This window comes from Parasphaerochaeta coccoides DSM 17374 (genome assembly GCF_000208385.1).
GTDB classification, from domain to species: Bacteria; Spirochaetota; Spirochaetia; order Sphaerochaetales; family Sphaerochaetaceae; genus Parasphaerochaeta; species Parasphaerochaeta coccoides.
This window is the reverse complement of sequence record NC_015436.1, coordinates 565,014-591,974: the sequence shown is the minus strand read 5'-3', so window position 1 is coordinate 591,974 and position 26,961 is coordinate 565,014. Positions and strand designations below refer to the sequence as shown.

At 50.2% G+C, this 26,961-nt stretch carries 26 protein-coding genes and 1 tRNA gene; 13 read left to right on the top strand and 14 right to left on the bottom strand.

Annotated features, from left to right (window positions below; genetic code table 11):
• The gene (gene rnhB, locus SPICO_RS02560) at positions 1-633 is read left to right on the top strand and encodes a ribonuclease HII (protein ID WP_013739131.1); all 633 of its coding nucleotides are present in this window, start codon (positions 1-3) and stop codon (positions 631-633) included.
• Here rnhB and SPICO_RS02555 read toward each other — a convergent pair.
• Positions 628-885, bottom strand: a complete 258-nt coding sequence (locus tag SPICO_RS02555; RefSeq protein WP_013739130.1) for a DUF3276 family protein — start codon at positions 883-885, stop codon at positions 628-630. The genes rnhB and SPICO_RS02555 overlap by 6 nt on opposite strands.
• A gap of 247 nt (positions 886-1,132) precedes the next feature.
• On the opposite strand from SPICO_RS02555, the gene SPICO_RS02550 reads away from it, so the two are divergent.
• Positions 1,133-1,813 carry a Pr6Pr family membrane protein gene (locus SPICO_RS02550; RefSeq protein ID WP_013739129.1) on the top strand — a complete coding sequence of 227 codons (681 nt, stop codon included), beginning with the start codon at positions 1,133-1,135 and terminating at the stop codon, positions 1,811-1,813.
• Positions 1,810-2,733, top strand: a complete 924-nt coding sequence (locus SPICO_RS02545) for a LysR family transcriptional regulator (RefSeq protein ID WP_013739128.1) — start codon at positions 1,810-1,812, stop codon at positions 2,731-2,733. Before SPICO_RS02550 ends, SPICO_RS02545 begins: the two co-directional genes overlap by 4 nt.
• A 50-nt stretch (positions 2,734-2,783) precedes the next feature.
• Here SPICO_RS02545 and metF read toward each other — a convergent pair whose 3' ends face one another.
• The 3 genes from metF to SPICO_RS02530 all read right to left on the bottom strand — a co-directional run bounded on the left by metF (position 2,784) and on the right by SPICO_RS02530 (position 6,869).
• Complete coding sequence (metF, locus tag SPICO_RS02540; RefSeq protein WP_013739127.1) at positions 2,784-3,641, bottom strand: methylenetetrahydrofolate reductase [NAD(P)H]; 858 nt, start codon at positions 3,639-3,641, stop codon at positions 2,784-2,786.
• Positions 3,641-5,908, bottom strand: a complete 2,268-nt coding sequence (metE, locus tag SPICO_RS02535; RefSeq protein ID WP_013739126.1) for a 5-methyltetrahydropteroyltriglutamate--homocysteine S-methyltransferase — start codon at positions 5,906-5,908, stop codon at positions 3,641-3,643. The genes metF and metE overlap by 1 nt, the downstream gene beginning before the upstream one ends.
• A 262-nt stretch (positions 5,909-6,170) precedes the next feature.
• The gene (locus SPICO_RS02530; RefSeq protein ID WP_215904629.1) at positions 6,171-6,869 is read right to left on the bottom strand and encodes a GntR family transcriptional regulator; all 699 of its coding nucleotides are present in this window, start codon (positions 6,867-6,869) and stop codon (positions 6,171-6,173) included.
• 326 nt (positions 6,870-7,195) lie between these two features.
• On the opposite strand from SPICO_RS02530, the gene SPICO_RS02525 reads away from it, so the two are divergent.
• The 9 genes from SPICO_RS02525 (at position 7,196) to SPICO_RS02485 (ending at position 17,572) form a co-directional block, all read left to right on the top strand.
• On the top strand, positions 7,196-8,791 hold the full coding sequence (locus SPICO_RS02525) for an extracellular solute-binding protein (RefSeq protein ID WP_013739124.1): 1,596 nt from the start codon (positions 7,196-7,198) through the stop codon (positions 8,789-8,791).
• A gap of 76 nt (positions 8,792-8,867) precedes the next feature.
• Positions 8,868-9,800 (top strand): ComEC/Rec2 family competence protein, encoded by a 933-nt coding sequence (locus SPICO_RS09685; protein ID WP_013739123.1) that lies wholly within the window; start codon positions 8,868-8,870, stop codon positions 9,798-9,800.
• Between the two features lie 3 nt (positions 9,801-9,803).
• Positions 9,804-10,925, top strand: coding sequence for a glycoside hydrolase family 172 protein (locus SPICO_RS02515; protein ID WP_013739122.1), 1,122 nt, complete (start codon positions 9,804-9,806; stop codon positions 10,923-10,925).
• Positions 10,926-10,945: 20 nt separating this feature from the next.
• Positions 10,946-12,658 carry an alpha-amylase family glycosyl hydrolase gene (locus SPICO_RS02510; RefSeq protein WP_013739121.1) on the top strand — a complete coding sequence of 571 codons (1,713 nt, stop codon included), beginning with the start codon at positions 10,946-10,948 and terminating at the stop codon, positions 12,656-12,658.
• A complete protein-coding gene (locus tag SPICO_RS10545) occupies positions 12,571-13,443 on the top strand; it encodes a PHP domain-containing protein (RefSeq protein ID WP_083810399.1) in 873 nt (290 codons plus the stop codon). The genes SPICO_RS02510 and SPICO_RS10545 overlap by 88 nt, the downstream gene beginning before the upstream one ends.
• A complete protein-coding gene (locus tag SPICO_RS02500) occupies positions 13,430-14,680 on the top strand; it encodes an alkaline phosphatase family protein (RefSeq protein WP_013739119.1) in 1,251 nt (416 codons plus the stop codon). The genes SPICO_RS10545 and SPICO_RS02500 overlap by 14 nt, the downstream gene beginning before the upstream one ends.
• Positions 14,681-14,684: 4 nt before the next feature.
• Positions 14,685-15,614, top strand: a complete 930-nt coding sequence (locus tag SPICO_RS02495; RefSeq protein WP_013739118.1) for an ABC transporter permease — start codon at positions 14,685-14,687, stop codon at positions 15,612-15,614.
• An 11-nt stretch (positions 15,615-15,625) separates the two neighbouring features.
• On the top strand, positions 15,626-16,513 hold the full coding sequence (locus tag SPICO_RS02490; RefSeq protein ID WP_013739117.1) for a carbohydrate ABC transporter permease: 888 nt from the start codon (positions 15,626-15,628) through the stop codon (positions 16,511-16,513).
• A 54-nt stretch (positions 16,514-16,567) separates the two neighbouring features.
• Positions 16,568-17,572: a LacI family DNA-binding transcriptional regulator gene (locus SPICO_RS02485; protein ID WP_013739116.1), complete on the top strand. Its 1,005-nt coding sequence runs from the start codon at positions 16,568-16,570 to the stop codon at positions 17,570-17,572.
• A 62-nt stretch (positions 17,573-17,634) separates the two neighbouring features.
• Here the strand turns inward: SPICO_RS02485 and SPICO_RS02480 are convergent, their stop codons facing one another.
• The 10 genes from SPICO_RS02480 to SPICO_RS02435 form a co-directional block, all read right to left on the bottom strand.
• Positions 17,635-18,324, bottom strand: coding sequence for a hypothetical protein (locus tag SPICO_RS02480; protein WP_013739115.1), 690 nt, complete (start codon positions 18,322-18,324; stop codon positions 17,635-17,637).
• A gap of 9 nt (positions 18,325-18,333) precedes the next feature.
• Positions 18,334-19,044, bottom strand: coding sequence for a DUF5058 family protein (locus SPICO_RS02475; protein WP_013739114.1), 711 nt, complete (start codon positions 19,042-19,044; stop codon positions 18,334-18,336).
• 23 nt (positions 19,045-19,067) lie between these two features.
• Positions 19,068-20,498, bottom strand: a complete 1,431-nt coding sequence (locus SPICO_RS02470) for an amidohydrolase (RefSeq protein WP_013739113.1) — start codon at positions 20,496-20,498, stop codon at positions 19,068-19,070.
• 15 nt (positions 20,499-20,513) lie between these two features.
• On the bottom strand, positions 20,514-21,008 hold the full coding sequence (locus SPICO_RS02465) for a nucleoside recognition domain-containing protein (protein ID WP_013739112.1): 495 nt from the start codon (positions 21,006-21,008) through the stop codon (positions 20,514-20,516).
• A 14-nt stretch (positions 21,009-21,022) separates the two neighbouring features.
• Positions 21,023-21,688, bottom strand: coding sequence for a hypothetical protein (locus tag SPICO_RS02460; RefSeq protein ID WP_013739111.1), 666 nt, complete (start codon positions 21,686-21,688; stop codon positions 21,023-21,025).
• 412 nt (positions 21,689-22,100) lie between these two features.
• Positions 22,101-22,172 (bottom strand) — tRNA-Gly (locus tag SPICO_RS02455).
• A 102-nt stretch (positions 22,173-22,274) separates the two neighbouring features.
• A complete protein-coding gene (locus tag SPICO_RS02450; RefSeq protein ID WP_013739110.1) occupies positions 22,275-23,036 on the bottom strand; it encodes a Sir2 family NAD-dependent protein deacetylase in 762 nt (253 codons plus the stop codon).
• A gap of 28 nt (positions 23,037-23,064) precedes the next feature.
• Entirely contained in the window at positions 23,065-23,913 is an 849-nt protein-coding gene (locus SPICO_RS02445; RefSeq protein WP_013739109.1) for an SDR family NAD(P)-dependent oxidoreductase, read from the bottom strand.
• Between the two features lie 9 nt (positions 23,914-23,922).
• Complete coding sequence (miaB, locus tag SPICO_RS02440) at positions 23,923-25,254, bottom strand: tRNA (N6-isopentenyl adenosine(37)-C2)-methylthiotransferase MiaB (RefSeq protein ID WP_013739108.1); 1,332 nt, start codon at positions 25,252-25,254, stop codon at positions 23,923-23,925.
• A complete protein-coding gene (locus SPICO_RS02435; protein ID WP_013739107.1) occupies positions 25,251-26,144 on the bottom strand; it encodes a bifunctional 5,10-methylenetetrahydrofolate dehydrogenase/5,10-methenyltetrahydrofolate cyclohydrolase in 894 nt (297 codons plus the stop codon). Before SPICO_RS02435 ends, miaB begins: the two co-directional genes overlap by 4 nt.
• A 162-nt stretch (positions 26,145-26,306) precedes the next feature.
• On the opposite strand from SPICO_RS02435, the gene SPICO_RS02430 reads away from it, so the two are divergent.
• Positions 26,307-26,954 (top strand): TP0733 family outer membrane beta-barrel protein, encoded by a 648-nt coding sequence (locus tag SPICO_RS02430; protein WP_013739106.1) that lies wholly within the window; start codon positions 26,307-26,309, stop codon positions 26,952-26,954.
• The last annotated feature ends 7 nt before the right edge of the window (positions 26,955-26,961 follow it).

Sequence of the window (26,961 nt, the reverse complement as noted above, 5' to 3'; positions counted from 1 at the left end):
ATGACAAATTCTTATGATACAGAGCTTTTCAACCAGGACGAATCACCTTCTCCCCGTATCTGCGGAATAGATGAAGCCGGTCGCGGCCCTCTTGCCGGTCCAGTCTGCGCGGCGGCCGTAATCCTTCCTCCGGATTTTCCCCGCGACATACTTGGCGATTCCAAGAAACTCTCCGAAAAACAGCGGCTTGCCGCGGAAATCATCATCCGTGAACAGGCCGTCTGGGGCATCGGTTGGGCATCGGCACAGGAAATCGACCGATACAACATCCTTCAGGCCACCTTTCGCGCCATGCGTCGTGCTGTGGAAAAAGTCATTGCGCAAGACAGACAGGTTGAACTATTGCTCATCGATGGCAACAGGACGTTCCCTCATGCAATTCCATCTGCCGCTATCATAAAGGGGGATTCCAAGGTTCCTGAAATCATGGCGGCGTCAATCCTGGCGAAGACTGCACGGGACAGGTTCATGCGCAGAATGGCTGAAAAATGGCCGGAGTACAACTTCGAGCAACATAAAGGTTATCCCTCACGCCAGCATGTCAGCGCCTATCGCACCCATGGTCCCTGCCCCCTGCACCGCCTGAGCTTCCATGTCCCGGATTATCCCGAAGACAGTGTAGGTGAACTATGAACGTTGCGGCTTTTTCTGTGTTGCCCTCAGCTTGATGAAATCGAGAGCCTTCTGGAACTCCTGGACGAAATTCCCCAAGTCTTCCTGATAGACTATCAGCGACTGTCGGATGAAACGTCCGTCATCCGCGGTTCCTTTGCTTTCCACTATATTGAGGAAAATGTCCTCGTATACGTTTTCCTTGACGTTAAAGAAGTACGTCCTGTCATTGCTGGTGAATTTGGTGGAAAAAACTTCCCCTCTCAAAGCCATGTTGTCCTCCGTAAATTAAAAACAGCTCCCGCAGGAGCCGTCTTCTGACATCCAGGCTTGTTGAGCCCGACCCTGCGCTGTTTCCCCGACCACTTTGGTGAATGGAAGGAGGCTTATTGTACTGTTTTGCCAAAGGAACGACAAGAGACCTTAATGAATAATGGGAATAAATGGGAGCAAGACTAACGACCTTGACAACTAGTACCCTGCTTCATATGATTTTATCCAGATTCATACAGGAGAACATATGAATAGACAACATGGTGCATTAATCTTCCGTACTTTCCTGTGCGCGGCTTCGGCAACGGCCACATTGTTTCAAATCCGGCCGTTTTCCCCAAGTTTCTCACCTGTCATTCTTTCTTATTTCACCATTCAAAGCAATATTCTCGTATCCGTGTATTTCTTGTTTCTTTCCATACGTTCATGGAAAGAGTTGATCAGGCATGAATCACAAGAACCCGCCACCCTGACGCCACGTTTCAAAGGCGCGGTCACAATGGCAATCATGCTGACCGGCATCGTCTACATGACACTTCTTGCGCCGGGGCATCTCGCCTCTGACCCCCGTAGTTTCTTCAACCTGTCCAATCTTTTCGTCCATGGCCTGACGCCTCTCATGGTTCTGCTCGATTGGTTCCTGTTCAGCAAAAAAGGTCTGTTTCTGAAAAAAGACATCTTCCTATGGACTTTGATTCCTATTGTTTACTTAACATTCATCATCATCCGCGCTCAGTTTGCGGAACCCTTTCCCGGTTCATCGTCCCGATATCCATACGCATTCATTGCCATTGATACGTATGGTCTTTCCCAAGTACTGCTCAATCTCCTTGTTATTTCCATCATATATATCTGCATAGGATGGGGATACTACGCGCTTGACAGAACGCTGCGGAAGAAAGAGTCCCCGACAGGGAACAGTCCATGACATTACAGCAGTTGAAATATGTAATCGGCATTGTGAACTATGGTTCCATCACTGAGGCAGCCAAACAGCTTTTCATCTCACAGCCCAGCTTGTCTAACGCCGTGAAAGAACTTGAAAACCAGCTTGGCATAGAAATCTTCAACCGTTCTTCCAAAGGAATCACATTATCCGCCGAGGGTACAGAGTTTCTCTCCTATGCGCGCCAGGTCGTGGAACAAGCTGACCTGCTGGAACAGCGATATCTGTACCGAAAACCCCTGAAAAGCCTATGCTCCTTTTCCACACAACACTATGCATTCGCCATCAACTCCTTTGTTGACCTTGTAACCGAGTTTGACGGGGATGAGTATGAATTTACCCTGCGGGAAACTCGAACCTATGAAATCATAGACGATGTAAAAAAATTCCACAGTGAGGTCGGCATCCTCTACATGAGCCAGTTCAACCAGAATGTGCTGAGCAATATCCTGAAAGATAATAACTTGGTTTTTCATCCCCTCTTTGAGGCAAGCCCGCATATTTTCATCAGCTCCAAACATCCGTTGGCTCATCGGCAAAGCGTTTCAACGGATGATTTGACGCCTTATCCTTTCCTCACTTTTGAGCAAGGTGAGATGAACTCCTTCTATTTTTCAGAAGAAATGTTGAGTATCCTGCCACGCAACAAAATCATCCATGTCAGCGACAGGGCAACTTTGTTCAACCTTGTCATTGGATTGAATGGATACACCATTTCCACGGGAGTACTGACGCGGGACCTCAACGGGGATCAGATAATTGCCATTCCGCTGGAATCTGATGAAACGATGCTGGTTGGGTGGATTGAAAATCCTCGTCTCCGCCTTAGTACCTTTGCGGAGAAATACATTACCAAGCTCAAATCCCACATTGCCCACCATGGCTTCACACTCTTGTCCTAAGCTCTGTCAAGCTCTTTTCCACATGCGCTTCGCTCCCGCGCGGCTCCCAGTCAGATGAGCGCGCTGACCGCCTGATGGATTCGCTGTGCAATATAGGGATTGTTCATGGTATACAGGTGAATGCCTTCAACCCCTTCCGCAATGAGCCCTACAATCTGGTCAACGGCATACGCTATGCCAGCCTCACGCATGGCGACAGGATTGTCTTCATATTTTCTCATGATTGTCAGAAATTTCTTAGGCAACTCGACCTTGCACAGTGATACCATCCGCTCTATCTGCTTTCTGTTGGTGACCGGCATGATGCCTGCTTCCATGGGAACCTTGATTCCGGAGAGTTGCGCCCTTTCCCTGAAACGGAAAAAAAACTCGTTGTCAAAAAAAAGCTGTGAAACCAGATGGTCGGCTCCTGCGTCCACCTTCTCCTTCATGTTAAGAATGTCGGACACAATATCGGGAGATTCCGGATGCCCTTCAGGATAGCATGCCGCCATGACATGGAAATCCCCGTTCTCCTTGATGAATCGTATCAACTCATGGGCATACGTGAACTCTCCCTTCCCGGCGATTCCCGAAACAATGTCACCACGAAGGGCAAGGATATTTTCTATGCCGTTCTCAGCCAGCTTCTCCAGTTGCAGACGGACATCTTCCCTGCTCAAGTGGAAACCTGTCAGGTGAGCGACACTTTCTATGCCGTACTGGTGTTTGATGGCGGAAGCAATCCCAATTGTAGCATTATCGGTTCCCCGTCCTCCCGCCCCATATGTCACACTGATGAAGCTGGGATTCAGGTCCTTCATCTCCTCCAGCGCATGGTAGATTGTTTGGACGGGCGCAATCTGTCGGGGAGGAAAGACCTCAAGGGAAAAGACGACCTTCTCTCCGAACATCTCACGGATTTTCATTACAAGACCGTCCGCAGTTCCCGTGCCGCCTGAACAAGATGTCTGAGACTGGAGATAGTTTCTTCTGTTCCCCGCGTCTTAAGCCCGCAATCTGGATTCACCCATAGTTTTTCTACAGGCACTGTCGCCAGCATACTCCCCAAGGCATTTTTTATTTCCGCGACGGAAGGAACACGAGGAGAATGGATGTCATAAACGCCGGGTCCTACCTCGGTTCTGAAACCAGCGTCTTTCAACGCCGTGAGGATGGTCAGGTCGGAACGTGAAGCCTCAAAGGTGATGACATCAGCATCCATGTCATCGATGGAACGGATGATGTCGGAAAATTCACTGTAGCACATGTGGGTATGGAGCTGGGTTTCCGCTTTCAGATTGCTGTGGACGAGACGGAAGGCCGGGATTGCCCAATCCAAGTATTCGGTGAACCAGTCTGATTTCCGGAGCGGCAGTTTTTCTCTTAAGGCGGCTTCATCGACCTGGATGATGCTGATACCGTTCCTTTCCAGGTCGAGTACTTCATCCCGGATGGCAAGGGCAATCTGCAATGTGCTTTCCTTCAAGGAGATGTCCTCCCGTGGAAACGACCAATTGAGAATGGTGACCGGGCCTGTAAGCATTCCCTTGACAGTCTTGTCGGTACAACTTTGGGCAAATACAGAATATTCAACAGTGATGGGACGCGTGCGGGACACATCGCCCCAGATGATGGGAGGTTTTACACAGCGAGTCCCATAGGATTGCACCCACGCTTTTTCTGTGAAAAGAAATCCGTCCAAGCATTCGCCGAAGTACTCCACCATGTCGTTCCTTTCATACTCACCATGGACAAGAATATCCAGACCTATTTCTTCCTGAAGCGCGATACAGTCGGCGATTTTTTTCTTGTTGAAGTCTTTGTACTGTTCCTCGGAAATCAGTTCCTTCTTGAACTGCGAACGGTTGCGCCGGACATCAAAAGTTTGTGGGAAGGAGCCGATGGTGGTTGTTGGCAGAAGCGGGAAATGAAACCGTGCCTTCTGGATTCTTTCCCGTTCCACAAAAGCTGGTTCACGGATGTAATCTTTTCCAGATATTGCGCCTACCCTGTCCTGTACCGCAGGGTTGCTTCCTTCCCTCTTTTGTGAAAAGAGCTGGCGGTTGCGGATGAAAGCCGGGTGTTCACGCCCAGCATTGTCAAAGATATCACGGAGTTCGGCAAGTTCGCAGATTTTTTCCTGTGCAAAGGCAAAATGGGCAATATAGTCCGAGGGAAGTTTTGTCTCAGCTTTCACTGAATACGGGACATGAAGAAGCGAGCATGAGGTACTGAGTACGATGGATGTCGTCTTTTCTTGGAGTTTGCCAAGAAGGTACAGGCTTTTTTCATAGTCATTCCGCCATATGTTCTTTCCGTTCACAAGTCCGGCGAAAAGGATTGTGTCCTCAGGGAATCCCTTGGCTGCGACAAGTTCAAGAGACTGGCTTCCTTCTACAAAATCAATGCCGACTCCATCGAATTTTTGCAATGGGGCAGTTCCATATATGTCACGGATATCACCGAAGTATGTCTGTAGGAGTATCTTGCTCGAACCTTTCGCCGACAGGATGCCGTCATACAGTTCATGGAAAAGATACAGGTCATCTTCCGTCAAGTCCCTGACGAGAGCGGGTTCATCATACTGAATCCATGTGGCATCGAGCGAATTAAGGCGTGTCAGGACTTCCCGATATGCAGTAACGATGTCCTCCTTGACATCATCCACTGTCTTGCTCCCAGTGAAGCGGGCAAGTTTGAGAAGTGTGAAAGGACCAAGCAGGACGGGTTTCGTGTGGACGCCAGCTTGTCTTGCCTCAAGAAATTCATCGAATGGTTTTGTTCCTGTTACGGTGATGTGCGTGTCATCTTCAATTTCGGGGACAAGGTAGTGGTAATTGGTGTTAAACCATTTTTTCATGGACAGAGCTTTCACGTCGCCTTTCTTTCCTTGATAGCCTCGTGCCATGGCAAAATACGTATCCAATGGTTCCAGTTCGAGTTCTCTGTATCGATGAGGTACAAGGTTGAACAGAACCGCAGTATCCAGGACGGTATCGTAAAATGAAAAATCGTTGGAGGGAATCAAATCTACTCCACTTTCTTTCTGGAACAGCCATTGCTCTTTCCTGATAGCGGCTCCGGCTGCCATCAATTCCGTAGCGGTTACGTCTTTCTTGAAGAATTGTTCCGATATGTGCTTGAGTTCTCTGTCCGCGCCTATCCTTGGATAACCGACCACTGAAATTTTCATATCTCGTTCCTTTTAATTCATACTATTTCGCTAGGTTATTTGTGGATTATATCGTTTTTTCCGTAACGTGCATAACACTTTATTTGTATGTCAGGCCATAGCTTAAAGCTATGGCTAAATAGTGGTGAGGAAAAGAATGAAGGCACCAGGAAAACTATCCACCTTTATATAAGCCTTTATCATAGACTTTCAGAATTTTTTCTGTATGGTTCTAAACTTTCCATCTCTCCGTTTCAAATGAAAATTTGCTTAGAAAGGACAGTCACATATCTTTCGTTTTTGCTAGATATTTATTTAGTGCCAGTATTGAATCGTTAAAGTTTTGTCTTAAATGAACCCGCATCAGGCGTAATACTGAGGATAAATCTTCCTTTTTTAAATTTTCTAAAATGGTATCATGAGAATACTCGATCGGAATGCTTTCATTGCGCGTTATTGAAGACTTGGACATAAACAAATCGGTCTGACACCGAACAGAAGTATAGATTTTATATAATTGCTGGTTATCTGCACAGGAAGCAATAGCATTGTGGAATAACCTATCATAATACAGCATATAATCATAGTTCCAGCCTTTTTCTCTATTCCTTTTTTTCTCTTGTTCGATATCGTCAAGTTCTTTTATCAGTTTTTCCCGGTTTTTCTGGAAAGCAAGTTCACAATTGGTTTCTTCGACCATTACACGGATTTCATATGCTTCGTTGATATCTTTTTCAGTCGGACAAACCACGAAACTTCCTTTGTTCGGTATAATGACTACTAGATTTTCATGTTCCAGCTTTTCAATAGCTTTGATAATTGGCGACCTACTTACTCCAAATCTTTCAGAAAGCTGTGGGATATCGAGCCTTTCATTCCAACAAATTCTTCCAGTAAGTATATCTTCTTTAATTAAATCATACGTTTGGTTTGTTAAAGAATTGACAGTCAATAAATTCTTTTTTCCAGAAGATGTGTACAATTGTCTCTCATCCTTTTTATAAAAAATTCTCAACATAAAATCAAAATGGATTCAAAAACTTGCAATTGAAAAAACCCAAATAGAAAATACTATATTTAGTCTAACACAACAAGTTCAGAACTCACATTATAATTATTTACGTGCGGCAGAATGAAATGACGGGGAAAAAGGACGGAGGATAGAGAAAATCCCTTGTTCATTCCGTAAAGCGTTTGAACTTGCACCCGAAAGACTGAAATTGGCTCAATTATTTATCTTTACTTTCAAAACGTTTCGGATAATAATTACTATGCTCGCAAACGTTTTGGAAAAAGGAGATCAAATATATGTGTAAACGATCCAGGATCATTATGGCCGTGCTGCTCGTCCTGCTTGTCGCAGGGATGGCGTCAGCCCAGGGTGTAAGGAGTACGGCACCGACGGAGGCAGACAACTTCATCCCTTCGGGTACGAAAATCGTCGAGAACAAGATCACCCTCAGGGGCTACGGATCAAAATTTGCGGGCAACGCCGAGTGGGATGACAACATGCTTGTCTGGCGCGAACTGGAAAAGCGCACGAACGTCCGCATAGAGTGGGAAACGGTGGTCAACACCGAAGCGCGTACCAAGGCTCAGACACTGTTTGCGGCCGACGACCTGCCCGACCTGTTCCTCAAGAACGCCCTGAACATGAGCGACGTGGTCAAGTTCTCGGCTTCCGGCCATCTGGTAGACCTGAAGCAATACATGGATGCTGGTCTGATGCCGAATTTCAAGGAGGCCTACGATAACGACGTGAACCTGCGCATCGCGCTGACGACGGCTGATGGCAAGATCTACACACTGCCGGCGTACTATCCCGATGATATCGATACAACCAGACGCTTCATGTACGTCAACGAGACTTGGCTGAATCGCGTGGGCAAGCGGAAGCCGACCACGCTGACCGAACTGTATGATGTGTTGAAAGCGTTCCGCGACCTCGATGCCAACGGCAACGGCGATCCGAACGACGAGTATCCCATTGCGTTCGGCAATGTCAATGAGACGGAGAAGACAGCCCGCGCTCTGGCAGGCATCGACGACATCTTCGGCCAGCCGTTCAACGTGATCAACGGCCAGCTGACGCAGATGTACACCAGCGACAACATGAAGGAAGCCTGGCGCTTCCTGGCCAAGCTCTATGCTGAGAAATACCTCGAACCCGACCTGTTCACCAAAACTACGACCGAGTTCTTCGCTCGCCTGGCCAATGACCAATACGGCGTGACGCTGCTGCTGCCACCGGCCGATTCGAGCCAGTTCGGCATCCTTGAGCCTTCCTTCGGCATCCTGGGCAAAGAAAACGTGATCTGGAACTGGAAGGTTTCCCCGCTGCTTGGCGTGGCTACCTTCGCCATCACCACCAAGAACCCCTACCCGCGCGAGACGGCACGCTGGATTGACTATCTCTACGGCGATGATGGTTCCACCCTTGTGCGCATGGGCGTCGAGGGCGATACATACGTCACCAACGCCGACGGCTCGCTGAGCTATAGTGAGAAAATCAAGAGTGATCCGCAGGGCGTCGAGTTCGCGATGGCCAAGTATTCGTTCTGGCTTCAACCGAATGCCACTCCCGGTCGCTACACTGCCAAGCAGACGTTGCCCCTGTTCGAAGGGACCCTAACGCCGTCAGCCATCCCCGTCTTCGCTCCCTACAACACCAAGCATGCCTACAGTCTGCCGAGCCTGCCGGCGGATATCGAACGGGAGCGCACCACGTTGCTGGGTGAGATCAACAAGTATTACTCGGAATCCCGCGCCGCTTTCATGACTGGCAAGCTTGACATCGACAAGGACTGGAACATCTATGTGACCACCCTGAAACAGTTGAAGGTCGATCGGCTCCAGGAAATCTACCGCCAGGCTTACGCGATTGTACAGGACGCGCTGAAGTGATTCATCCGGCAGGGATGGCAGGCCAGCCATCCCTGCGCTATTTTGAGAATATGGGCAAGGGAGTACCGGTCGCATTATGAATACAGGGAAGATACGTTTCATCATTGGCATTCTCTTTCTGTTTGTCTCCTGTGCCCATGTTCCGGCGGCTTCCGTCAACGACGTCTATGCGCCGCAGGACGGCAAGCTGGCAGTCCGGTTTCTTGGACTTCATAAGCTGGGCATGAAGAACGGAGAGTCGACGCTGATCGTTACCCCTGGCGGCACCGCAATCTTGGTCGACGCGGGGCGTCGCGAGGATCATGCGAGGCTTGCGACCATGCTGGAGACTGCGGGACTGAAGAAGCTCGATTACGTGATCTTCACCCACTTCCATGGCGACCACACCGGGGATTTTTCCCGCCTGGCTGCCGCATTTGCCATCGGGCGGGTACTCATGCCGCGCTTTGACAACTACGAGGGACCTGAGCTGCAACGGATCATGGATGCCATCCAACTACGCGACATCCCGTATGGTTACCTTGCGGCAGGTGACCGCATTGAACTGGCTGACGGGACGACCATCGAGATACTGCATCCCACGGAAACGACTGATTACCCCGATGGTGTCACGGGTTCACAGGAACGCACTGTTTTCGAAAACCAGCAGAGCTTGGTCTTCAGCCTGCGCTACGGCGACCATGCCTTCCTGTTCACCGGGGATATCTACAAGGATACCGAATACCTGTTGGTACGCCAGTACAGCGACCGGCTGGCCAGCGACGTACTGAAGGCGCCTCACCATGGGCTGGGTACTTCCAGCTCGTTGCAGTTCCTGCTGGCGGTGCGACCGCTGCTGACAGTGGTTTCCAGCGGGGAGCCGACCGAAAGCACGCTGTCCGCCCTGCGCAACCGCAGCAGGACGCTGGTGACCGCAGCGTATGGTACGATACTGGTGACCGGCGACGGACATATGCTTGATGTGATTACGGAGCATGAGGATGCCACGCGTGGCGTCTATGGAGAATAAAAAATGGAATTCAACGGATTGGGAACTCACATGGGCAACCTGTATCGCACTTCGGGTGCGAAGTCGCGTTCAATCTCTGCCGAGAACCCCGATGGAGCGAAGGGGAAAGGCGGGATGTGCGAACTGATCGACGGGGTGTCCGCGGTCAACGCCAAGGATCTGGGCAAAGGATGGAAGGTCAATCCGTGCGTGACGTTGCATCCCAACAGCACCATCGTCCTTGCCGACATTGCCGGTTCCGGGGCGATTCAGCATATCTGGATGACGCCCACCGGCGTCTGGCGGGAGCAGATTCTGCGCATCTACTGGGATGACCAGGAGCATCCTTCCGTCGAATGCCCCGTTGGCGATTTCTTTGCCTGCGGTTGGGGTATCTACGCTCACATTTCCTCCCTTGCAGTCTGCGTGAACCCAGGTTCGGCGCTGAACTGCTACTGGCAGATGCCGTTCCGTCGGCACTGCCGCATCACGATCGAGAACCGTTCCACTCAAAGCAGCACTTTCTTTTACCAGATCGACTATTGCCTGACCGAGGTTGAACCTGACGCCGCGTACTTTCACGCCCAGTTCAGACGCATCAACCCGCTGCCGTACAAGGAAGTCTATCCGCTGCTGGACGGGGTGCAGGGCAAAGGGCAGTACATTGGCACCTACATGTGCTGGGGAGTGAACAACAACGGCTGGTGGGGCGAGGGAGAATTCAAGTTCTTTCTGGACGGCGATGGCGAGTACCCGACAATCTGCGGCACCGGAACAGAGGACTACTTCTGCGGCTCCTATAACTTCGAAGGGATAGAATACGAACGCAAATCCGTCGCCTATGAGAAGCGCAAGAGCGGCCGTTACGAAACCTTCACCACCCCTTACGCGGGATTGGCGCAGGTGATCGCCGGCGACGGCTGCTACGCTTCGCAGCAGCGATTCGGCATGTACCGTTGGCATATCGTCGACCCAATCCGCTTCGAGACAGACCTGCGCATCACCGTCCAAGCTCTGGGTTGGCGTGCCGACAGAAGATACCTGCCGCTACAGGACGATATCTCGTCGGTGGCTTATTGGTATCAGACGCTGCCGACGGTCGCGTTCCCGCCGCTGGGAGACAAGGATCATCTGGAAATCATCTGAGAAAAAGAGAAAGACATAAAATGATAGACCGCACCGTGAAAGACAGAATGTCTTCGCTACTGGCGGGAATTTATCCCGAAGATGACAGCGAAACGCTGCTTGACATGATCGACAACCTCGTGGAGCGTCATCGGAGGGATATCGTTACCCACCGGCTGAAAAACGGTGCCAGCAACGCACGCTACGAATTCGACCAGAATGACGTGTTTCTCATCACCTATGCCGACGTCGCCCGAGAGCAGGACGCCAGTCCACTGGCTTCGCTGCACCGTCTGCTGGCCGAGCATGCCAACGGCCTGTTCAGTTTTGTCCATATCTTGCCTTTTTATCCCTATTCTTCCGATGACGGGTTTTCCGTGGTTGATTACAAGGAGGTCAACCCGCGGTTCGGTTCCTGGAGCGATGTGGAGCGTCTTGCTGGACGCTATCGCCTGATGTTCGATGCCGTACTGAATCATATCTCCGTGAAAAGCCACTGGTTCACCGGCTTCCTGGCCGGGGAATCGACTTTCGAGCAATTCTTCATCGAGCGCGACGTCAACGCCGATTACTCGCGCGTGGTGCGTCCGCGCATCACGCCTCTGTTCACTTCCTTCGAAAGCCTCAAAGGAACCAAAGACCTGTGGACAACCTTCAGCCCCGACCAGGTCGACCTCAATTTCCATAACCCGCGTGTGCTGCTGGCTGTACTGGACGTACTGCTGTTTTACGTGGCCAGGGGTGCCAGCGCGATCAGGCTGGATGCCATCAACTACCTCTGGAAGGAACCGGGTACCATCTGTTCGAACCTGCCGCAGTGCCATGCGGTCATCCGCCTGATGCGGGCGTTGCTGGATGCCGTCTGCCCGTGGATTCCGCTGATCACTGAGACCAACATCCTGCATGCCGACAACATCACCTATCTCGCCGACGGATTCAGCGAGGCGCAGATGGTCTACCAATTCGCGTTACCGCCACTGGTGGTTCACTCCTATCTCAGCGGCGATATGAGCAAACTCTCGGCCTGGGCAAAAGAATTGACTTTCGGCGAGGGAACCAGCTACTTCAATTTCCTGGCCAGCCACGACGGCGTGGGCATCATCCCTGTAGGCAACATCCTCGATAAAAGGGAGATGGACGCTCTGGCAGCCCTGGCGGTTGCGCGCGGCGGCTATGTCTCCTACAAGTCCAACGACGGCGGTGAGGATGTCCCCTACGAATTAAACTGCACATGGTGGGAGCTGATTAGCGACCCTGCCGAGCCAATGGAGACTAACATCCGCAAGTACGTGGCATCACATGCCATCCTGTTGGCGCTGCGCGGTGTTCCCGCGCTGTATTGTCACTCGCTGTTTGGTGCGGAGAATGATCATGAGGGCGTCAGGGAAACAGGCATGAAGCGCAGCGTGAACCGTCGCAAGTACGCACTGACCGAATTAAGGCAGAACCTTGAGAACGGCAGGACTGGCCGGATTTACGGCGAGGTGAAAGCGTTAATCGAAACCAGAAAAAAGTTCCGGGCATTCAGTCCTGCCTCCGGACAGGAAATCATGGAACTGCATCCGGCAGTGCTGGCCGTCTTGCGCACTGCCGGGGACGCTGATCAGGTACTGACGCTCGCTAACGCTTCGGGTCATCCTGTAACGGTCAGACTGCCGATCCCTGGATGCCTTATCGCCGGCAGTGGCGCGCTCAATGCTGGTCACATTATGCTGGAACCTCATGGCTTTGCCTGGCTGGAGGTCGAGAGATGATTAGAAGCGACTTCCATGTCCACACCGTGTTCTCGGACGGCAGGAACACAATCTCGGATGTGCTCCGCTTGGCTGCCCAAAGGAACATCGGAACCTTGGCCATCACCGATCATTTCGACCCGCGCGACTGGCGGCCTGCGATTGCCAGCATCAGCGAGCTGGCGTTGCTCCGCCACTTCCAGGAAATCCGCGAGGAATCCACACGGCAAAAGATTGATGTGCTGTGCGGCCTCGAGACGACGCCCGACTCCGACGGCAGGCTGACGTTCAGCACGCTGGTTCGCCAGGCGAGCCTGCCCATCATAACCAGCTGCCACTACATACCCGACGCGCCGGCAGCTATCCCCGGAGAGTACTTCAATGACCATTATTGGAAAACCTGTAAGGAATTCATGCTGCAAATGGCGCTCGGCGAGGGCGACATCCTTGGGCATTGCGAGGATTACCTGCCGATAGAGCCGTTGATAGAGGGCATGGGAACGACCTACGAAATCCGGCGACGGATTTGCGCTGAAATAGTCGACCGTTATTTTGACCGGCCATATGTCGAGAAGCTGGCGGACAACCTACTGTCATCGGGCAAATGTTGCGAGCTGCACTCAGCCACCAGGACGCCACGGGAATGGGTAGTGCGGCTACTGGCACAGAGGGGCGTACCCTTCACTCCCGGCAGCGACGCGCACGGCGAGGCGCTGGTGGGCAATACCGGTTGGGCTTATGAAATCGCTGAACGGACGGGAGCGCACCTCATCAGCGGCAGGAAGGAGCTGTATGAACGAAGATAGGCATGTCGTCTACATCAACTGGGATGGCTTTGCGAAATATTACTATGATATCGCCACTAAGAGGGGACTCATCCCGGTGCTCGACCGTCTGCGCGACCAGGGAGTGTTCTTTGAAAACGCCTGGTGTGGTCTGCCTGCGATAACCAACCCGATGCAGACGGCAATTTCATCAGGCGCGTATGCGGGAAAGACTGGCAACGTAAAACTGCACTACGACAGGAAGATCAGGCAGGTGATCGACCAGAGGCACGAGAACAGGGCGGAAAACCTCGCCCAGTCCTTCTGGCGCCAGGGCTTGTCGGTAGCCTCAATCCACCACTTTACCTTTGAGGAGAACGGCACCTATGCCGGGGACAAGGAAAGGCCGTACATTGCAACATCCGACTCGAATTTCATCCAGCGTTTCAGCGAGCTATACCGGCTCCTGGCCAGCGAGAAGGTTCACACCGGCAATACCTTGGTCGAACTTGGCGCCCCGCCGCGCTTCATCGCCGTCTACATGGACGACCTCGATACGGTGGGGCACAACAACGGCAAGCTGGCTCCGGCGGCCGCATCAGAGGAAGGTCGCATTGAGAACGTGCTGTGGCGGCTCAACCAGATGGATTCGGCACTGGGTATTTTCCTTGAAAAAGTCAGCGCCCTGCCTATCTGCGACCGTCTCTCATTCTTCCTGATCACCGACCATGGCATGACTCCGTTCGCCTTCTCTCCTGAGACGAAGATGGCCTACGAATACCTGCTGGCTGTGCTGAAGGACCGCGGGTATCGTTATGAGGTGCTTGTCGGCGGACAGTCTCCTGATGCCTCCACCGATGTGGTGCTGTGCAGCGCGGGGCTATCTCTAATGCTCACGTTCACCGAAGCGATGCCTATCTCACAGATTGCGAGCCTAAAGGAAGAACTGGAAGGAAAGTGGTATGTTGGCAAGGTAATGACCGGTCGTGAAATCGCTGCTACCGGCAGTATGGACTTCTGCGATCTCTATATATCCCCTGCGATACCCTACATCTTCAAGGATGCCGCCCCGGCGGTCGGGGCGACCCATGATTCGCTGGACGACAGCGCGCTGCGTATTTTCTCCCTTATGTGGGGCAACGGAATCAGGAAGAACACCACCGTTGATACAAGGATCAGGAATATCGATTTCGCCCCTACAATGGCGAAGCTGCTGGATGCCGAGGCTCCGGCGCAGAACGAAGGCCGGTTGATCGCCGAGGCACTGGAGGAGGAATGAAACTATGCATACATTTGACAGATTGCGCAGGAACCCGAAGGTGAAGCTGATCCTCCGCAACTATGATCTCTACCTGATGCTCCTACCGGTGATTGCGTTCTACGTGATCTTCAAGTACATCCCGATGTACGGCATCCAAATCGCCTTCAAGGATTACAATCCCGGGTTGGGATTCACTGCCAGCCCAACTGTCGGCTGGGACAACTTCACCCGCTTCTTCTCATCTTTCCGTTTCCGACGGATGATCCTCAACACGGTGCTGATCAACGTCTACCAGCTGCTGTTCCAGTTCCCTTTGCCGATCTTCTTCGCAATCATCGTCAACGAGGTGCGCAGGAGATGGTTCAAGTCTACAGTGCTCAATCTCACTTACATACCGCACTTCCTTTCCACGGTGGTGATCGTGGCGCTGGTCTCGACGGTGACCAATCCGGAGTACGGCGTCATCAATGCTATAATCGAGAGTTTTGGAGGGAAGCCGATCCGTTTCATGGAAGTCTCCTCCTGGTTCAAGACGGTCTATATCGGTTCGGGCATCTGGCAGAACATGGGCTGGAGCTCTCTGGTTTACCTGGGAGCGCTGGCTGGCATCGATCCGGTGTGGTATGAGGCGGCGCAGGTAGATGGAGCCAGCAAGTATCAGCAAATCTGGCGCATCACCCTGCCCTGCATCGCCCCGACAATCATGATCATGCTGATCCTGAAAATCGGGGGGATCATGGATCTGGGAGTGGACAAGGTACTGCTGATGCAAAACGACCTGAACATCTCCTCCAGCGACGTGATTCCGGTCTATGTCTACCGGACGGGCATCCGGGACGGAGATTTTAGCTACGCGGCGGCGATCGACCTGTTCAACAACGTGATAAACTTCATCCTGCTGCTGGTGGCGAACCACACCTCAAAGCGCCTCAGCGGCTCGTCTTTGTGGTAAGGGAGAAAGTCATGAGAAAGAACCTGTATGTGAACAGCGACACTTTCCTGATGTTTTTCATCCACGTCACTTTGGCGATCATCTGCGTCGCGATGCTGTATCCCCTGGTGCTCGTTCTGAGCAATTCGGTCAGCGATCCCGTGGCGATTGTGCGTGGCCAGGTGAAACTGCTGCCGGTCGGTTTCAGCTTCGAATCCTACCGCAAGGTATTCCAGAACCAGGACATTGTGCGCAGCTTTGCCAACTCCCTGCGCTACACGGTAATCGGGACTCTGCTGAACGTGATCATGACGGTGCTGGCCGCCTACCCCCTGTCCAGGCGCGACCTGGTGGGTCGAAGCCTGTTGATGAAGCTGATCACCTTCACGATGTTCTTCTCAGGGGGCATAATCCCGCTGTTCCTTGTGGTGCGCAGCCTGGGGATGATGAACCGCATGTGGGCGATCATCGTGCCGGGAGTAATCAGTACCTACAACCTGATCATCACGCGCACCTATTTTCAGCACAATATCCCGCAGGAGCTGCAAGACGCGGCGCTCATCGATGGCTGCTCCAACACGAAGTTTCTCCTGCGCATCGTGCTGCCGCTTTCGACGACAATCCTGGTCATCATCGCGATGTTCTACACGGTGGGGCATTGGAACGCCTACCTCGGACCAATCATGTATTTCTCGCGCAAGGTGATGTACCCTCTGCAAGTGATCCTGCGCGATATCTTGCAGAGTGCCCAGTCTGCGGACATGGCTACTAGCGACACAGTGCTGTCCACCCGTTTCTTCGAGATAGAACGGATCAAGTACGCCACCATCGTGATCGCGAGCCTGCCGATGGTCATCGCGTACCCGTTTATCATGAAATATTTCGAGAAAGGCATCATGATGGGAGCGATAAAAGGCTGAAAAACGCTTTGCCAATAAAATGAAAACGTTTATGATGGGTCAAAGAGGCAACAGATGGTCACATTGAAGGACATCGCGCAGGCAGTAAACCGGTCGGTTACCACGGTGTCGCGCGCGCTATCCGGCTGCTCCGATGTCAATGCCGAGACCGCCAGCCAGATCAGGGAAACATCCAAGCGTATGGGCTACGTACCCAACGTCTACGCACAGCGGTTGCAGAAGCAGTCCACCGACACTATCGGTATCGTGGTTCCTTCCACTTCGCGCGGTCATGCGGAGCCGTTCTTCAGCGAGTTCCTGGCCGGTATCGGCGAGAAGGCCACCGAGTACGGGTATGACCTGCTGGTCACCTATATCTCCGAGGAAAATCAGGTTGCGACTTATCGCAAGCTCGTCGAAGGGCGCCGGGTCGACGGTTTCATCATCTACAGGACGCTGCGCGATGATCCGCGGGTGAACTACCTGCATGGCATCGGCATGCCGTTTGCCACTTTCGGCCAGGTGGAGAACATCAGCGACTACATTTACATCGACGAGGACGGCGAATACGCGATGGGACTGATCGCCTGTCACCTGGCGGCCAAAGGTCACCGCCGCATCGCCTGCATCTGTCCGCCATCATCTGTCATGTATTCCCATATCCGTCTCAGAGGCTTGGTCAAAGGTCTTGAGGAGCAGGGCATAAAGTTGGCTCCCGATCTGGTCAGGGAAGGATTTTTCGACCAGAAGGACGGTTATGAGCAGACGATGGCGCTGCTGGACTTGGACAACCCTCCTACGGCGATCGTGGGCTTCAACGACATGATAGCCTTCGGCATCATCAACGCCGCCAAGAACCGCAAGCTGAAGATAGGACGTGATCTGGCTGTCACCGGTTTCGATGACAACACCATGGCGCCGTTCTACCGTCCCCCGCTCACCACCATAAGGCAGCCCACCTACGAGATTGGCGGGATGCTGGTGCAGTTCCTCATTGACCACATCCGGGCGAACGATCCCAAGGCCAGAAAACCCCAGGTACTCCTCAGACCGGAGCTGATCGTGCGGGAGTCCACCTGATATTCTACGCTGCTTCCGAGATTTCTCGCATAAAAGTCCCACATTCCTTCACATCATAATTATTAATTTGATTCTTTTTCTTCGTTTATTGCTTCATTCCTTTTCAGTTTATACAGCAAAACATGTAAGAAAACTGTCAAAAGAATCGCTACTAAAGTCTTTATCATATCGGGGACGAAAGGAACATAATAAATAGCAACGCAAATGGGTAAAGCTATTGCGGCGATACGCCAGTTCGATGCGGCTAATTGAGCGAATACAGCTCCAAAAAGAGCCGGGACAAAAGCATCCAGACCAGCCTTTAATTCTTGAGGAACCCATTTTAAAATTAAGGAGCCAAAAATCACCAGTATTATTGAAAGAATGAGATTCAAGATTACGGATACCAGAACTCCACAAGTAGCAAGAATATCCCGTTTTCCTTCTTTCGCTTCTTCATCAACGGAGGAAACAGCTGCCATCGCAGAAGGAAGTCGCATATTCTTTATATCGCCCGTTATTGAGGACAAATAAGTAGCGGCGGGTCCCATGACCAAAACATACGTAATGTAGTCTGTAATGTTGAACCATACATGTCCAACCATTGCAGCTACACCTAAGAAAGCAATGGAAATTTTATCCCAGCCAGGATGATATCCTTTTACAAAACTCAAATATAATGCGATACCAACTAAAAAAATCATTTCCAAGCAAATCGAGAGCCGGCCAAGGAAATGAACGTGACCATAATAATCTCTTCTTTCAATTTCCATTTTCTGCTCCTAAAAAGCAACTGTGACTACGACAAACGCTGTCATTAATGAAATAACATAACCCCAGTCCTTCAATGTTTTGAACTTATCCTTTTTTGAGAAAACGCAAACGGCTGACATGACAAAAAAGCCAATGAGCACCGCAGTTAAATTTGTCGGTTTACCTCCTGCGGCATAGCCAAAACTCATGTAAGCAAATGAAGCAATTGAAGCACTTATCCCAATTATCATTCCTACGCTTGTTTTGTTGATTGCCCTATCACGTAGCACCGTCAAAGGTTTCACTGCAATCAAGGGTAAGATCATCATGCAGATACAACCAAGGCTTAGCACCCACACCACATTGGTAAATACTTGTGGAGAAAAATTATCTGCGGTCAAGGCAGTATTAAATACATTGGCCGCAAGTTGTGAAGAAGATACTTCGTATTGAGTATTGCCTGCAACATTCGCATGAGCTAAAACCAACGGGGCACCAAGACTGGCAATGAGTCCCAAACCGACTATGAATCTGCTCATAGCCGGTCCAATCGCTGTAATTGCTCCAGATTTCAATGCCTTACGCATTTCTGTTGGGGAAACCCCAAATTTTGATGAGTATCTTTTTCCAAGCAGATAAAAAACAATGACTTGAATTACTATCACACTAATAATTAATATACAGAAAAGCCACATTATCAAACTATCTGCAAGTTCTAATGTTTCCATTCTCGGTGACACTGTAAGGCTCCTTTTTTGACTTTCTAGACAACTCCCGGTTTTAAATTCTTTGGAAGAGGATTAACATATGGCCTCAATGAAATTTCTTCGTTGAATTCTTTTTTTGCTTCCTTTAATAATTCTGGATTAGTCAAAATATCAATTGCAGTAATACTGATTGTTTCGCCAGCACATATCATTCCCGCATGTCCAATATGATTTCCTGAACAAACCACCTGTTGCCAAGAATGGTTAGCGCTGCCAATGCTTTGAGCAGAAGTAAAGACTTGGCACATAGGCGCTTGCCAACTAACATCTCCTGAATCCGTAGAATAAGGTGATACAACTCCTTCTTGAAGATTTTCTGAAATATCTTCATACAGATCCAAGTTCTGATACTTGGAATCAAATACGCCGCATGTCTTCAAATTATTGATTCGATCTGATATGGAAACAGATTCATTGATGGCTGTGGCAAATTTCCTATCTTCGTCTGTGAATTTAGGACCACCCATACGCTTTAAGTTTTTCAACATCTCTTTACAAAGAACCTTGTTGGGCAGCGTATCAGAAGATCCTGAAACAACAACAATTTCACACTCCGTCTCCGTCATGAGAGCAGCTCCCTTGGCAATCTTTTCCATTCGTGCAGCTACTGTATGAACGTCTGCCATATGTGGAGCCCGAATGTAATACCAAATCTCCGCATAATCAGGAACAATATTCGGCGCCCGTCCACCATCTGAAATCACTGAATGAATTCTTACATCCGTTATCACATGTTCACGGAGATAATTCGCACCGACATCCATGAGTATTGCAGCATCCAAAGCACTCCGCCCAAGATGTGGAGCAGTACCAGCGTGGGACGTTTTTCCGTGGAAACGATATCTGATCGACATCATTGCCATAGATGAAGAAACACTTACAAAGGTTGCGCTGTTCGGATGCCAGCGTACAATTGCATCAATCTCATTGAAAATTCCATCACGAACCATAAATACTTTTGCGGCACCACCTTCTTCGGCAGGACACCCAAAGTACTTTAATGTTCCACTTATCCCCAATTCTTTCATAACATGAGATGCGGAGATTGCGGCTGCCATACTTCCAACGCCAAGGAGATTATGTCCACAGCCATGCCCATTCTTACCTGTTGGCTTTTTTTCTGTACACATTTCATTCCCTAATCCGGGAAGAGCATCATATTCACCGATAAAAGCAATAACAGGGCCTTCTCCATTTTTCCATTCAGCAATGAATGAAGTCGGCAGTCCTTCAATAACAGCAGTCTTTACCAAAAATTCTTCTTTCTCAAATTGGGAAACAAGGACTTTCATGGATTCAAATTCTGTAAACTTCACCTCAGCAATATTCCAGATTGTATCGCTTAAATATGTAATTCTAGTTTCATTTTCCGAGAACCATTTCTTAATCAGGTTTTCAGCTTTTTCAAGCAACACGGAATTATCCATCTCTCCTCCCTCCCCCTAAGCGATAAATCTCATTATAAAACCAGCAACGATAGAACAGATAATACTTATCACAAAGTTGACTTTATATTGTTTTCCTGGAACATCTGCTACAGCAAGCATTCTACCAAAGAATTGGATGTCCGATCCGATACAAATCAGCATCGGGAGGATGATAGTTGCTTGAGTGCCCGTCAGGATACCGTTGGCAGCCAAAGCAGCTGCGGAAGCACAGCCTCCAGCCAGAGTAAAAAATGAAGTCAAGTAAGGTCCAATAGCTTCACCAGGAAGTCCGAAGATGCCCATGATAGGACCAAACACTTTGCTAAGTAAGCCAAGAAGACCGGAAACTTGAAGAATCTGTGTCAACGCATATCCAAACACGACTCCAGGCAAAAGAGCATTCAACCAAACGCCCACACCCTTCTTTGCTCCGTTGATAAAGACATCAACAAAGCTTTCCTTCTTAACCGGGACATCAACCGGTGTTGTTTGTATGTTATTAATTGCCATAATATTCCTCCTTCTTAATGTGCCGCTTCGGCTTTTTTCGATGCTCTGTTATCCGTTAACGTCAAGTACAATCTCATAAGATTTCCAGCAAGGAATTTCATGACTATTACAACAACGAGGATTACTCCGGTCGAACAGGTCAAATAGGGAAACAAAACAAGTCCATTACTAAAGAAACGTCCAATGAGTGCGGCTCCGATGTATAAGGTGGTCATGAGAATATCTCTTTCACGGGATGTAAGAATTCCGGACTGATAAGCAGTCATACAAAGTGCGGCACTTGTGTCAGAGCTTTGAAGGTTCGATACCAAGGCAAGCCCTCCTCCGCCATTGACCCCAAGCACAGGTTTCAAAAGCGGCGACAAAAGAACTTGTGCAGCGGCAAGCCCCTTGTAATGCTCTACTGTTGTCATGAAAGCTACGCCAAGAAATACTCCAGGTGCAATTGATAGGGCTTGAAAGAACCCATTGTTTACACCAGAGCCTCCCCTTCCCATGATGCCGGCGGCTGCGTCTTCAGTAATCTTGCCGAAGGCTCCAAGCCACGTATTATAGTCCAATACGTGAAGAAGTCCTTCAGCGTTCCTGAAAATCCCAGAGAATGCCGTGATTGCGAACAGTAGCCAAAGATAACCACCGACACCAATCTTTTCTTTTTTTAGTACATTCATTTCATCCAAAATATTGCCTCCTTAAATTTACTAATATGCAATATATTGCATATTGGATATCATCTCAACAATTTTCTTATAATTTTAACTTTTTTCTTTTCATGTAATAAGTTATATCTATTATCACTTCAAAGAAGAATGTTGGTTGAGATAATTCTATTGGTTATTTTGGGTTGTATTTTGCAGATTTTTGAATATTTATTCCGTAGAAACTCAACTTTTTGTTGACTTAGGAATTGAGCCTCTTTCTATTTCTTTCCGCTTTTCTCTTCGCCTACTTTATCGTCCATCCCACAACTTTCCGCGTTGAGCCTTTTTATGCCGATTTTGATGTATGTCAAGCCATCAGGAAGATACAAAAAACTCCTGTCGCTTGAACAGGAGTTTCATAAAGTCTTACTTTATATGCTTTAATTTGAGAAGCGTCTGATGGGAGTCGAACCCACGTCTTCAGCTTGGAAGGCTGAGGTAATAGCCGTTATACGACAGACGCAAGCAGGGATAATCTATAACGTAAATGAAAATGAAAGTCAAGCAAGCCGGCATCATTTCTTGGATTTTCGCCTGCTATCACACCAGCCAGCCTTTATTCAAACTACTTCCATAACCACGCTTGTATATCGGCACATACAGCCTCAAGATCGGGAAATCTCAAGAACGCGTAAGCATCCAAGGGAGTCGGCTGCGCATTGACGATGACAAGTTTTCCTCCACCACGACAGCTAAGCAAAGGGAAACTTGCCGCAGGCTGCACTACCAAGGAAGAACCCATGACGACACACAGATCCACATGGAAAAACTCCTCCCGTGCCATCATCAATTGCTGGGCATCCAAATTCTCGCCGTAGAAAATGATGTCAGGCTTCACCACCCCTCCGCAACGCTTGCAAAGAGGAACCTTACCCGCCAGAACCTCCGGAACGACCTCGTCATACGAGCGAAAGGCATTACACTGGATGCAATGATGACGGGCAGGACTTCCATGAATCTCATGGACTACCCTGCTACCCGCCTTCTGGTGGAGCATGTCTATGTTCTGCGTCCAGACATCCTTGATATATCCCTTTGCCTCAAGTTCCGCTACGACACGATGGACAATGGTGGGTTCATACTCATCCAGCCTGTACCAGACATCACGCGCCCACGCGTAGAAGATTTCCGGAGAGCGTTTGAAAAAATCGATGGACAGGATGTCTTCCACATCCATTCCGTGCCATGCGTCAGAATAAGCTCCATGGGTTCCCCTGAAATCCGGGATTCCGCTCATCGTAGAAACACCGGCTCCGGTGAAAATCACCATCCTATGGGAAGAAGCGATAAGTTCCTCAAGTTTCTGGATATCCGAGCTATATGCCATATGCCCTCCCCAGGTCAGATTCAGGCTCTCATGCCAACGTATAGCCACCATCCACAAGAATATCACTCCCCCATGCAAAAGCAAAGTCACCGCCACATGCCGCCATGATGGTACGGGCAATCTCCTGCGTCATGCCATACCGCTTGAGAGGTTGCTTTTCCTTGAACTCCCGTAAAGCCTTTTCTTCATTTCCCGTCCCTCTCAAGCCGACCCGCAGACCGGGAGACAACACAAAGCCCGGAGATACGGAATTCACCCTGATGCCATAGGGAAGCAGTTCAGCAGCCATGGAACGTGTCAGGGCAATGAGGGCGGCTTTGGATGCCTGATATAGCGCATAACCCTCATGACCGCCACGACATAATGCCCCTGCTACGTTGATGATGACGCCTCCGCTCTTGCGTACCATCACCGGAGGCTGCGCTTGAGCTTCGGCTCCCCTCCGGTGTGCTTCACACATACTCGTGTTGTCCGCAGGTATGCTCCCAATCATGAGACGTGCAACCTCGCGGGAGACAAGGAAAGCTCCTCCGACATTCTCGTCCATCACAGCCCGGTATTCATCCCATGTCGTATCGAGGAACGGTTTGTTCAACTCCCATCCCGCTACATTGACAAGAATATCAATGCCGGAAAACCTTTCCATGAGTACGGCAAGATTCTTTTCAACCGCCAGAGCGTCTGATACATCGCAGGGAAGAAACAGGACATCAGCGGCTTCTCCCCCCAGTCTGGAGAGCGTCCCCTGTGCATATGATTCCTCAATCTCCAGGATAGCTACCCTGGCACCGGCTTTGACGAAGATTTCCGCCGTCGCAAAGCCTATGCCCAGCGCACCGCCTGTGATGACAACTCTCTTTCCGGTGAATTCTCCCATACGTGCCTCCTACAAGACATGAGTACCCCGGAAGGTACCGCCGGACAAAGAATCAAGGCGAACCCTGGCAACATCCCCCGGATGAAGCGGAGCATAGGGAATGAAGACGACCATGCCATTGTGTTCCGTCCTGCCAAGAAGCGCGTCTTTGTCATCCCGCGAATGTCCGGTCACCAGGATATCCTCATCTTTTCCCAGACGTGCCGTCTTTTCCACACTCTGGAGGGCAAGCTGCCGGTCAATGAGGATCTGAAGCCTGGCAAGCTTGACAGTCTCTGGAACATGGTCGGGCAAATCGACCGCTTTGGTACCTTCACGAGGATTCCAGTAATACATGAACGCTTCCACGTTGCGGCATTCATCCATCGCAGAAAGCGTCAATTCATAATCTTCTTCCGTTTCACCGGGAAAACCGACCATCACATCAGTAGCGAATGTCACATCCGGTATCTTTTCCCGTATATCGGCAATCAAAGTCAGGAACTTTTCCCTGGAATAGTCCCTCATCATTGCTTTGAGGATGGAAGAACTCCCGCTTTGCATGGGAATGTGCAGATGTCGGGCGATGCGTGGATTACGGGCAATAACATCAATCAGCTCACGTGTAAAGAAACGGGGATGAGGACTCTCAAAGCGCACCCATCGGATGGAGTCGAGCTCCACGCAGATGAGCTCCAACAGCTCAGGAAAGCGCATGAACGTACCATCTTCCTTCTTGTACCGATAATTATTGACCGTCTGCCCCAGAAGCGTGATTTCCTTGACTCCCAGAGAGTCGAGGCGTCGCACTTCATTGATGACCGCCTGCGGATTACGAGATATTTCCCTTCCCCGGACGAAAGGGACTATGCAGTAGGAACAGAACAGATTGCAGCCATTCATGATTGGTACGAAAGAAGAATAATCGCCATCCTTATGATAGGTTTCACCAAATTCATAACGTGCGCCGTCAAGCAGGCAGGTTCCGGACGCGACGCCAGTGAGAAGCTCTACAATCCTATGCTTGTCATTGGTTCCGACCACATGGTCTATGGCGGGTGCTTCCTTGATCAATTCTTCCTTGAGACGCTCTGCCATGCATCCGGTGACTATCAAGGTCTGTAGCCTCTCCTGCTTGATATGCTGGAACAGTCCGAGACGTCCCCAGATTCGATTCTCCGCCGTTTTGCGCACTGAACATGTGTTGAGAATAGCACAGTCGGCATTTTCCGCGCTGCTGGCCGGTTGGAGACCGACTCCTTGGAGCATGGTTTCCAACTCATGTGATTCCGCCACGTTCATCTGGCAGCCATATGTCTCAATCCAGTATGTCTTGGGATGTGGATTGCTGCGGTCGCTCACGCATTCTCTCCTTTTTGTTCTCTTTTACGTTCTTGGGCGGCTTGCAGGGTGTTCTCCATCAGCATTGCTATGGTCATGGGGCCTACCCCTCCCGGCACAGGCGTGATGGCAGATGTTCGTGGCGCAACATTGTCATAATCGACATCGCCGACCAGTCGCCAGCCTTTTTTCTTTGTCAGGTCGGTGACGCGGGTGATACCCACGTCAATGACGACAGCTTCCGATTTCACCATGTCAGCGGTTATCATATGGGGATGACCCACTGCCGCTATGATGATGTCCGCACGTCGCACGTGTTCCTTGAGTCCTAACGTACACGAATGACAGACAGTTACCGTGGCGTCACGACCTTTCTGCATCAGAAGCGCGGCCATGGGTTTCCCGACAATGGAACTTCGACCGATTATCACGACATCTTTTCCAGCAGTCCGGATACCGTAATGATCCATGATTCTCAGGACTCCTTTCGGGGTGCAACTGACCAAGGATGAGCGGCCGAGAAGTATTTTCCCCGCGTTGACCGGATGAAATCCGTCAACGTCTTTCGCCGGATCGATTGTATCGATGACGCAATTCTCATCCATATGTGGAGGCAGAGGCATCTGAACCAAAATACCATCGACATCATCGTCGGCATTCAGTTCCCTGACAAGCTCAAGGAGTTCCTGCTGTGTGGCATGGACGGACAAATGGTAGTCCTTATGTCCGTAGCCAAGCTCAAGGGCGGATTTTTTCTTGGCTGCCACATAGGTCTGGCTGGCGGGGTCTTCACCGACCAAGATGACTGCAATGGACGGCATCCTGCCATATTTCTCACCAAATATCACTGCTTCTTTTCTTACGTGTTCCAACACAGACATCGCCACGTCTTTTCCAGAAAGAACTTGCATTTTATTTCCTTTTCTACGGGTTTCTACGGAATATGTATACCGCAAAGAGGCATGAGGGCGCAACCATAGAGTCAGTGTGGCATTTTCTTGTAGCTGGCAAGACGGTATTTTCTTTACAAGTCATATGAGGTATGCTGTCAAGTAAGCTAGAATGAGGTGCATATGACGAAAAAATGCTTGTTTTTGATGTTGGCTGTCCTGATGGTTGCGACATCCTCTCTGGTTGCCGCCGATTCCCAGGAATCCAGCTATACACGTTATGATAAAGGTAGCCAGATGTTCACATTCCGCGCAGGCCCAACCATACCAGCCTTCATGTGGTTCTTCAATCCTAAAGCTGGAGATAACAGTTTTCCTGTCGGGCCTGGGGGTGAAGAAAACAAAGGAACCGGGTTGAGTATCGGCGGTTATGGAGGCATTGCTTACCAAGCCTTTATTTCACCGGTGGCAGCTTTTGGCGGTGAGTTGGGATATTCATTTGGGTTTGACAGGGGCGGAAAGCTCCTGACGATCATACCGATCGCCGCCAAACTGACATGGATTCCCCTTCAAGGGATTATTGAGACTCCCTTGTCCGTCAGCGCAGGACTGTCATACTTGAGTTTGGGCGGAACGGAACCGAAAGGAAAATTTTCCTTCTTCGCTGCTCTAGAGGTTGGCGTCACATGGTTTCCGAGCGACAACTGGGGAGTCGGTCTGACCAGCGGTCTCTGGCTGATACCGGACATCTACCTGCTCACGGACAAGCCTGAACACAACAGCTTGCTCGGAATCGTACCAATTGCCCTGTCAGTGACATACCGTAACTAGGAGGATG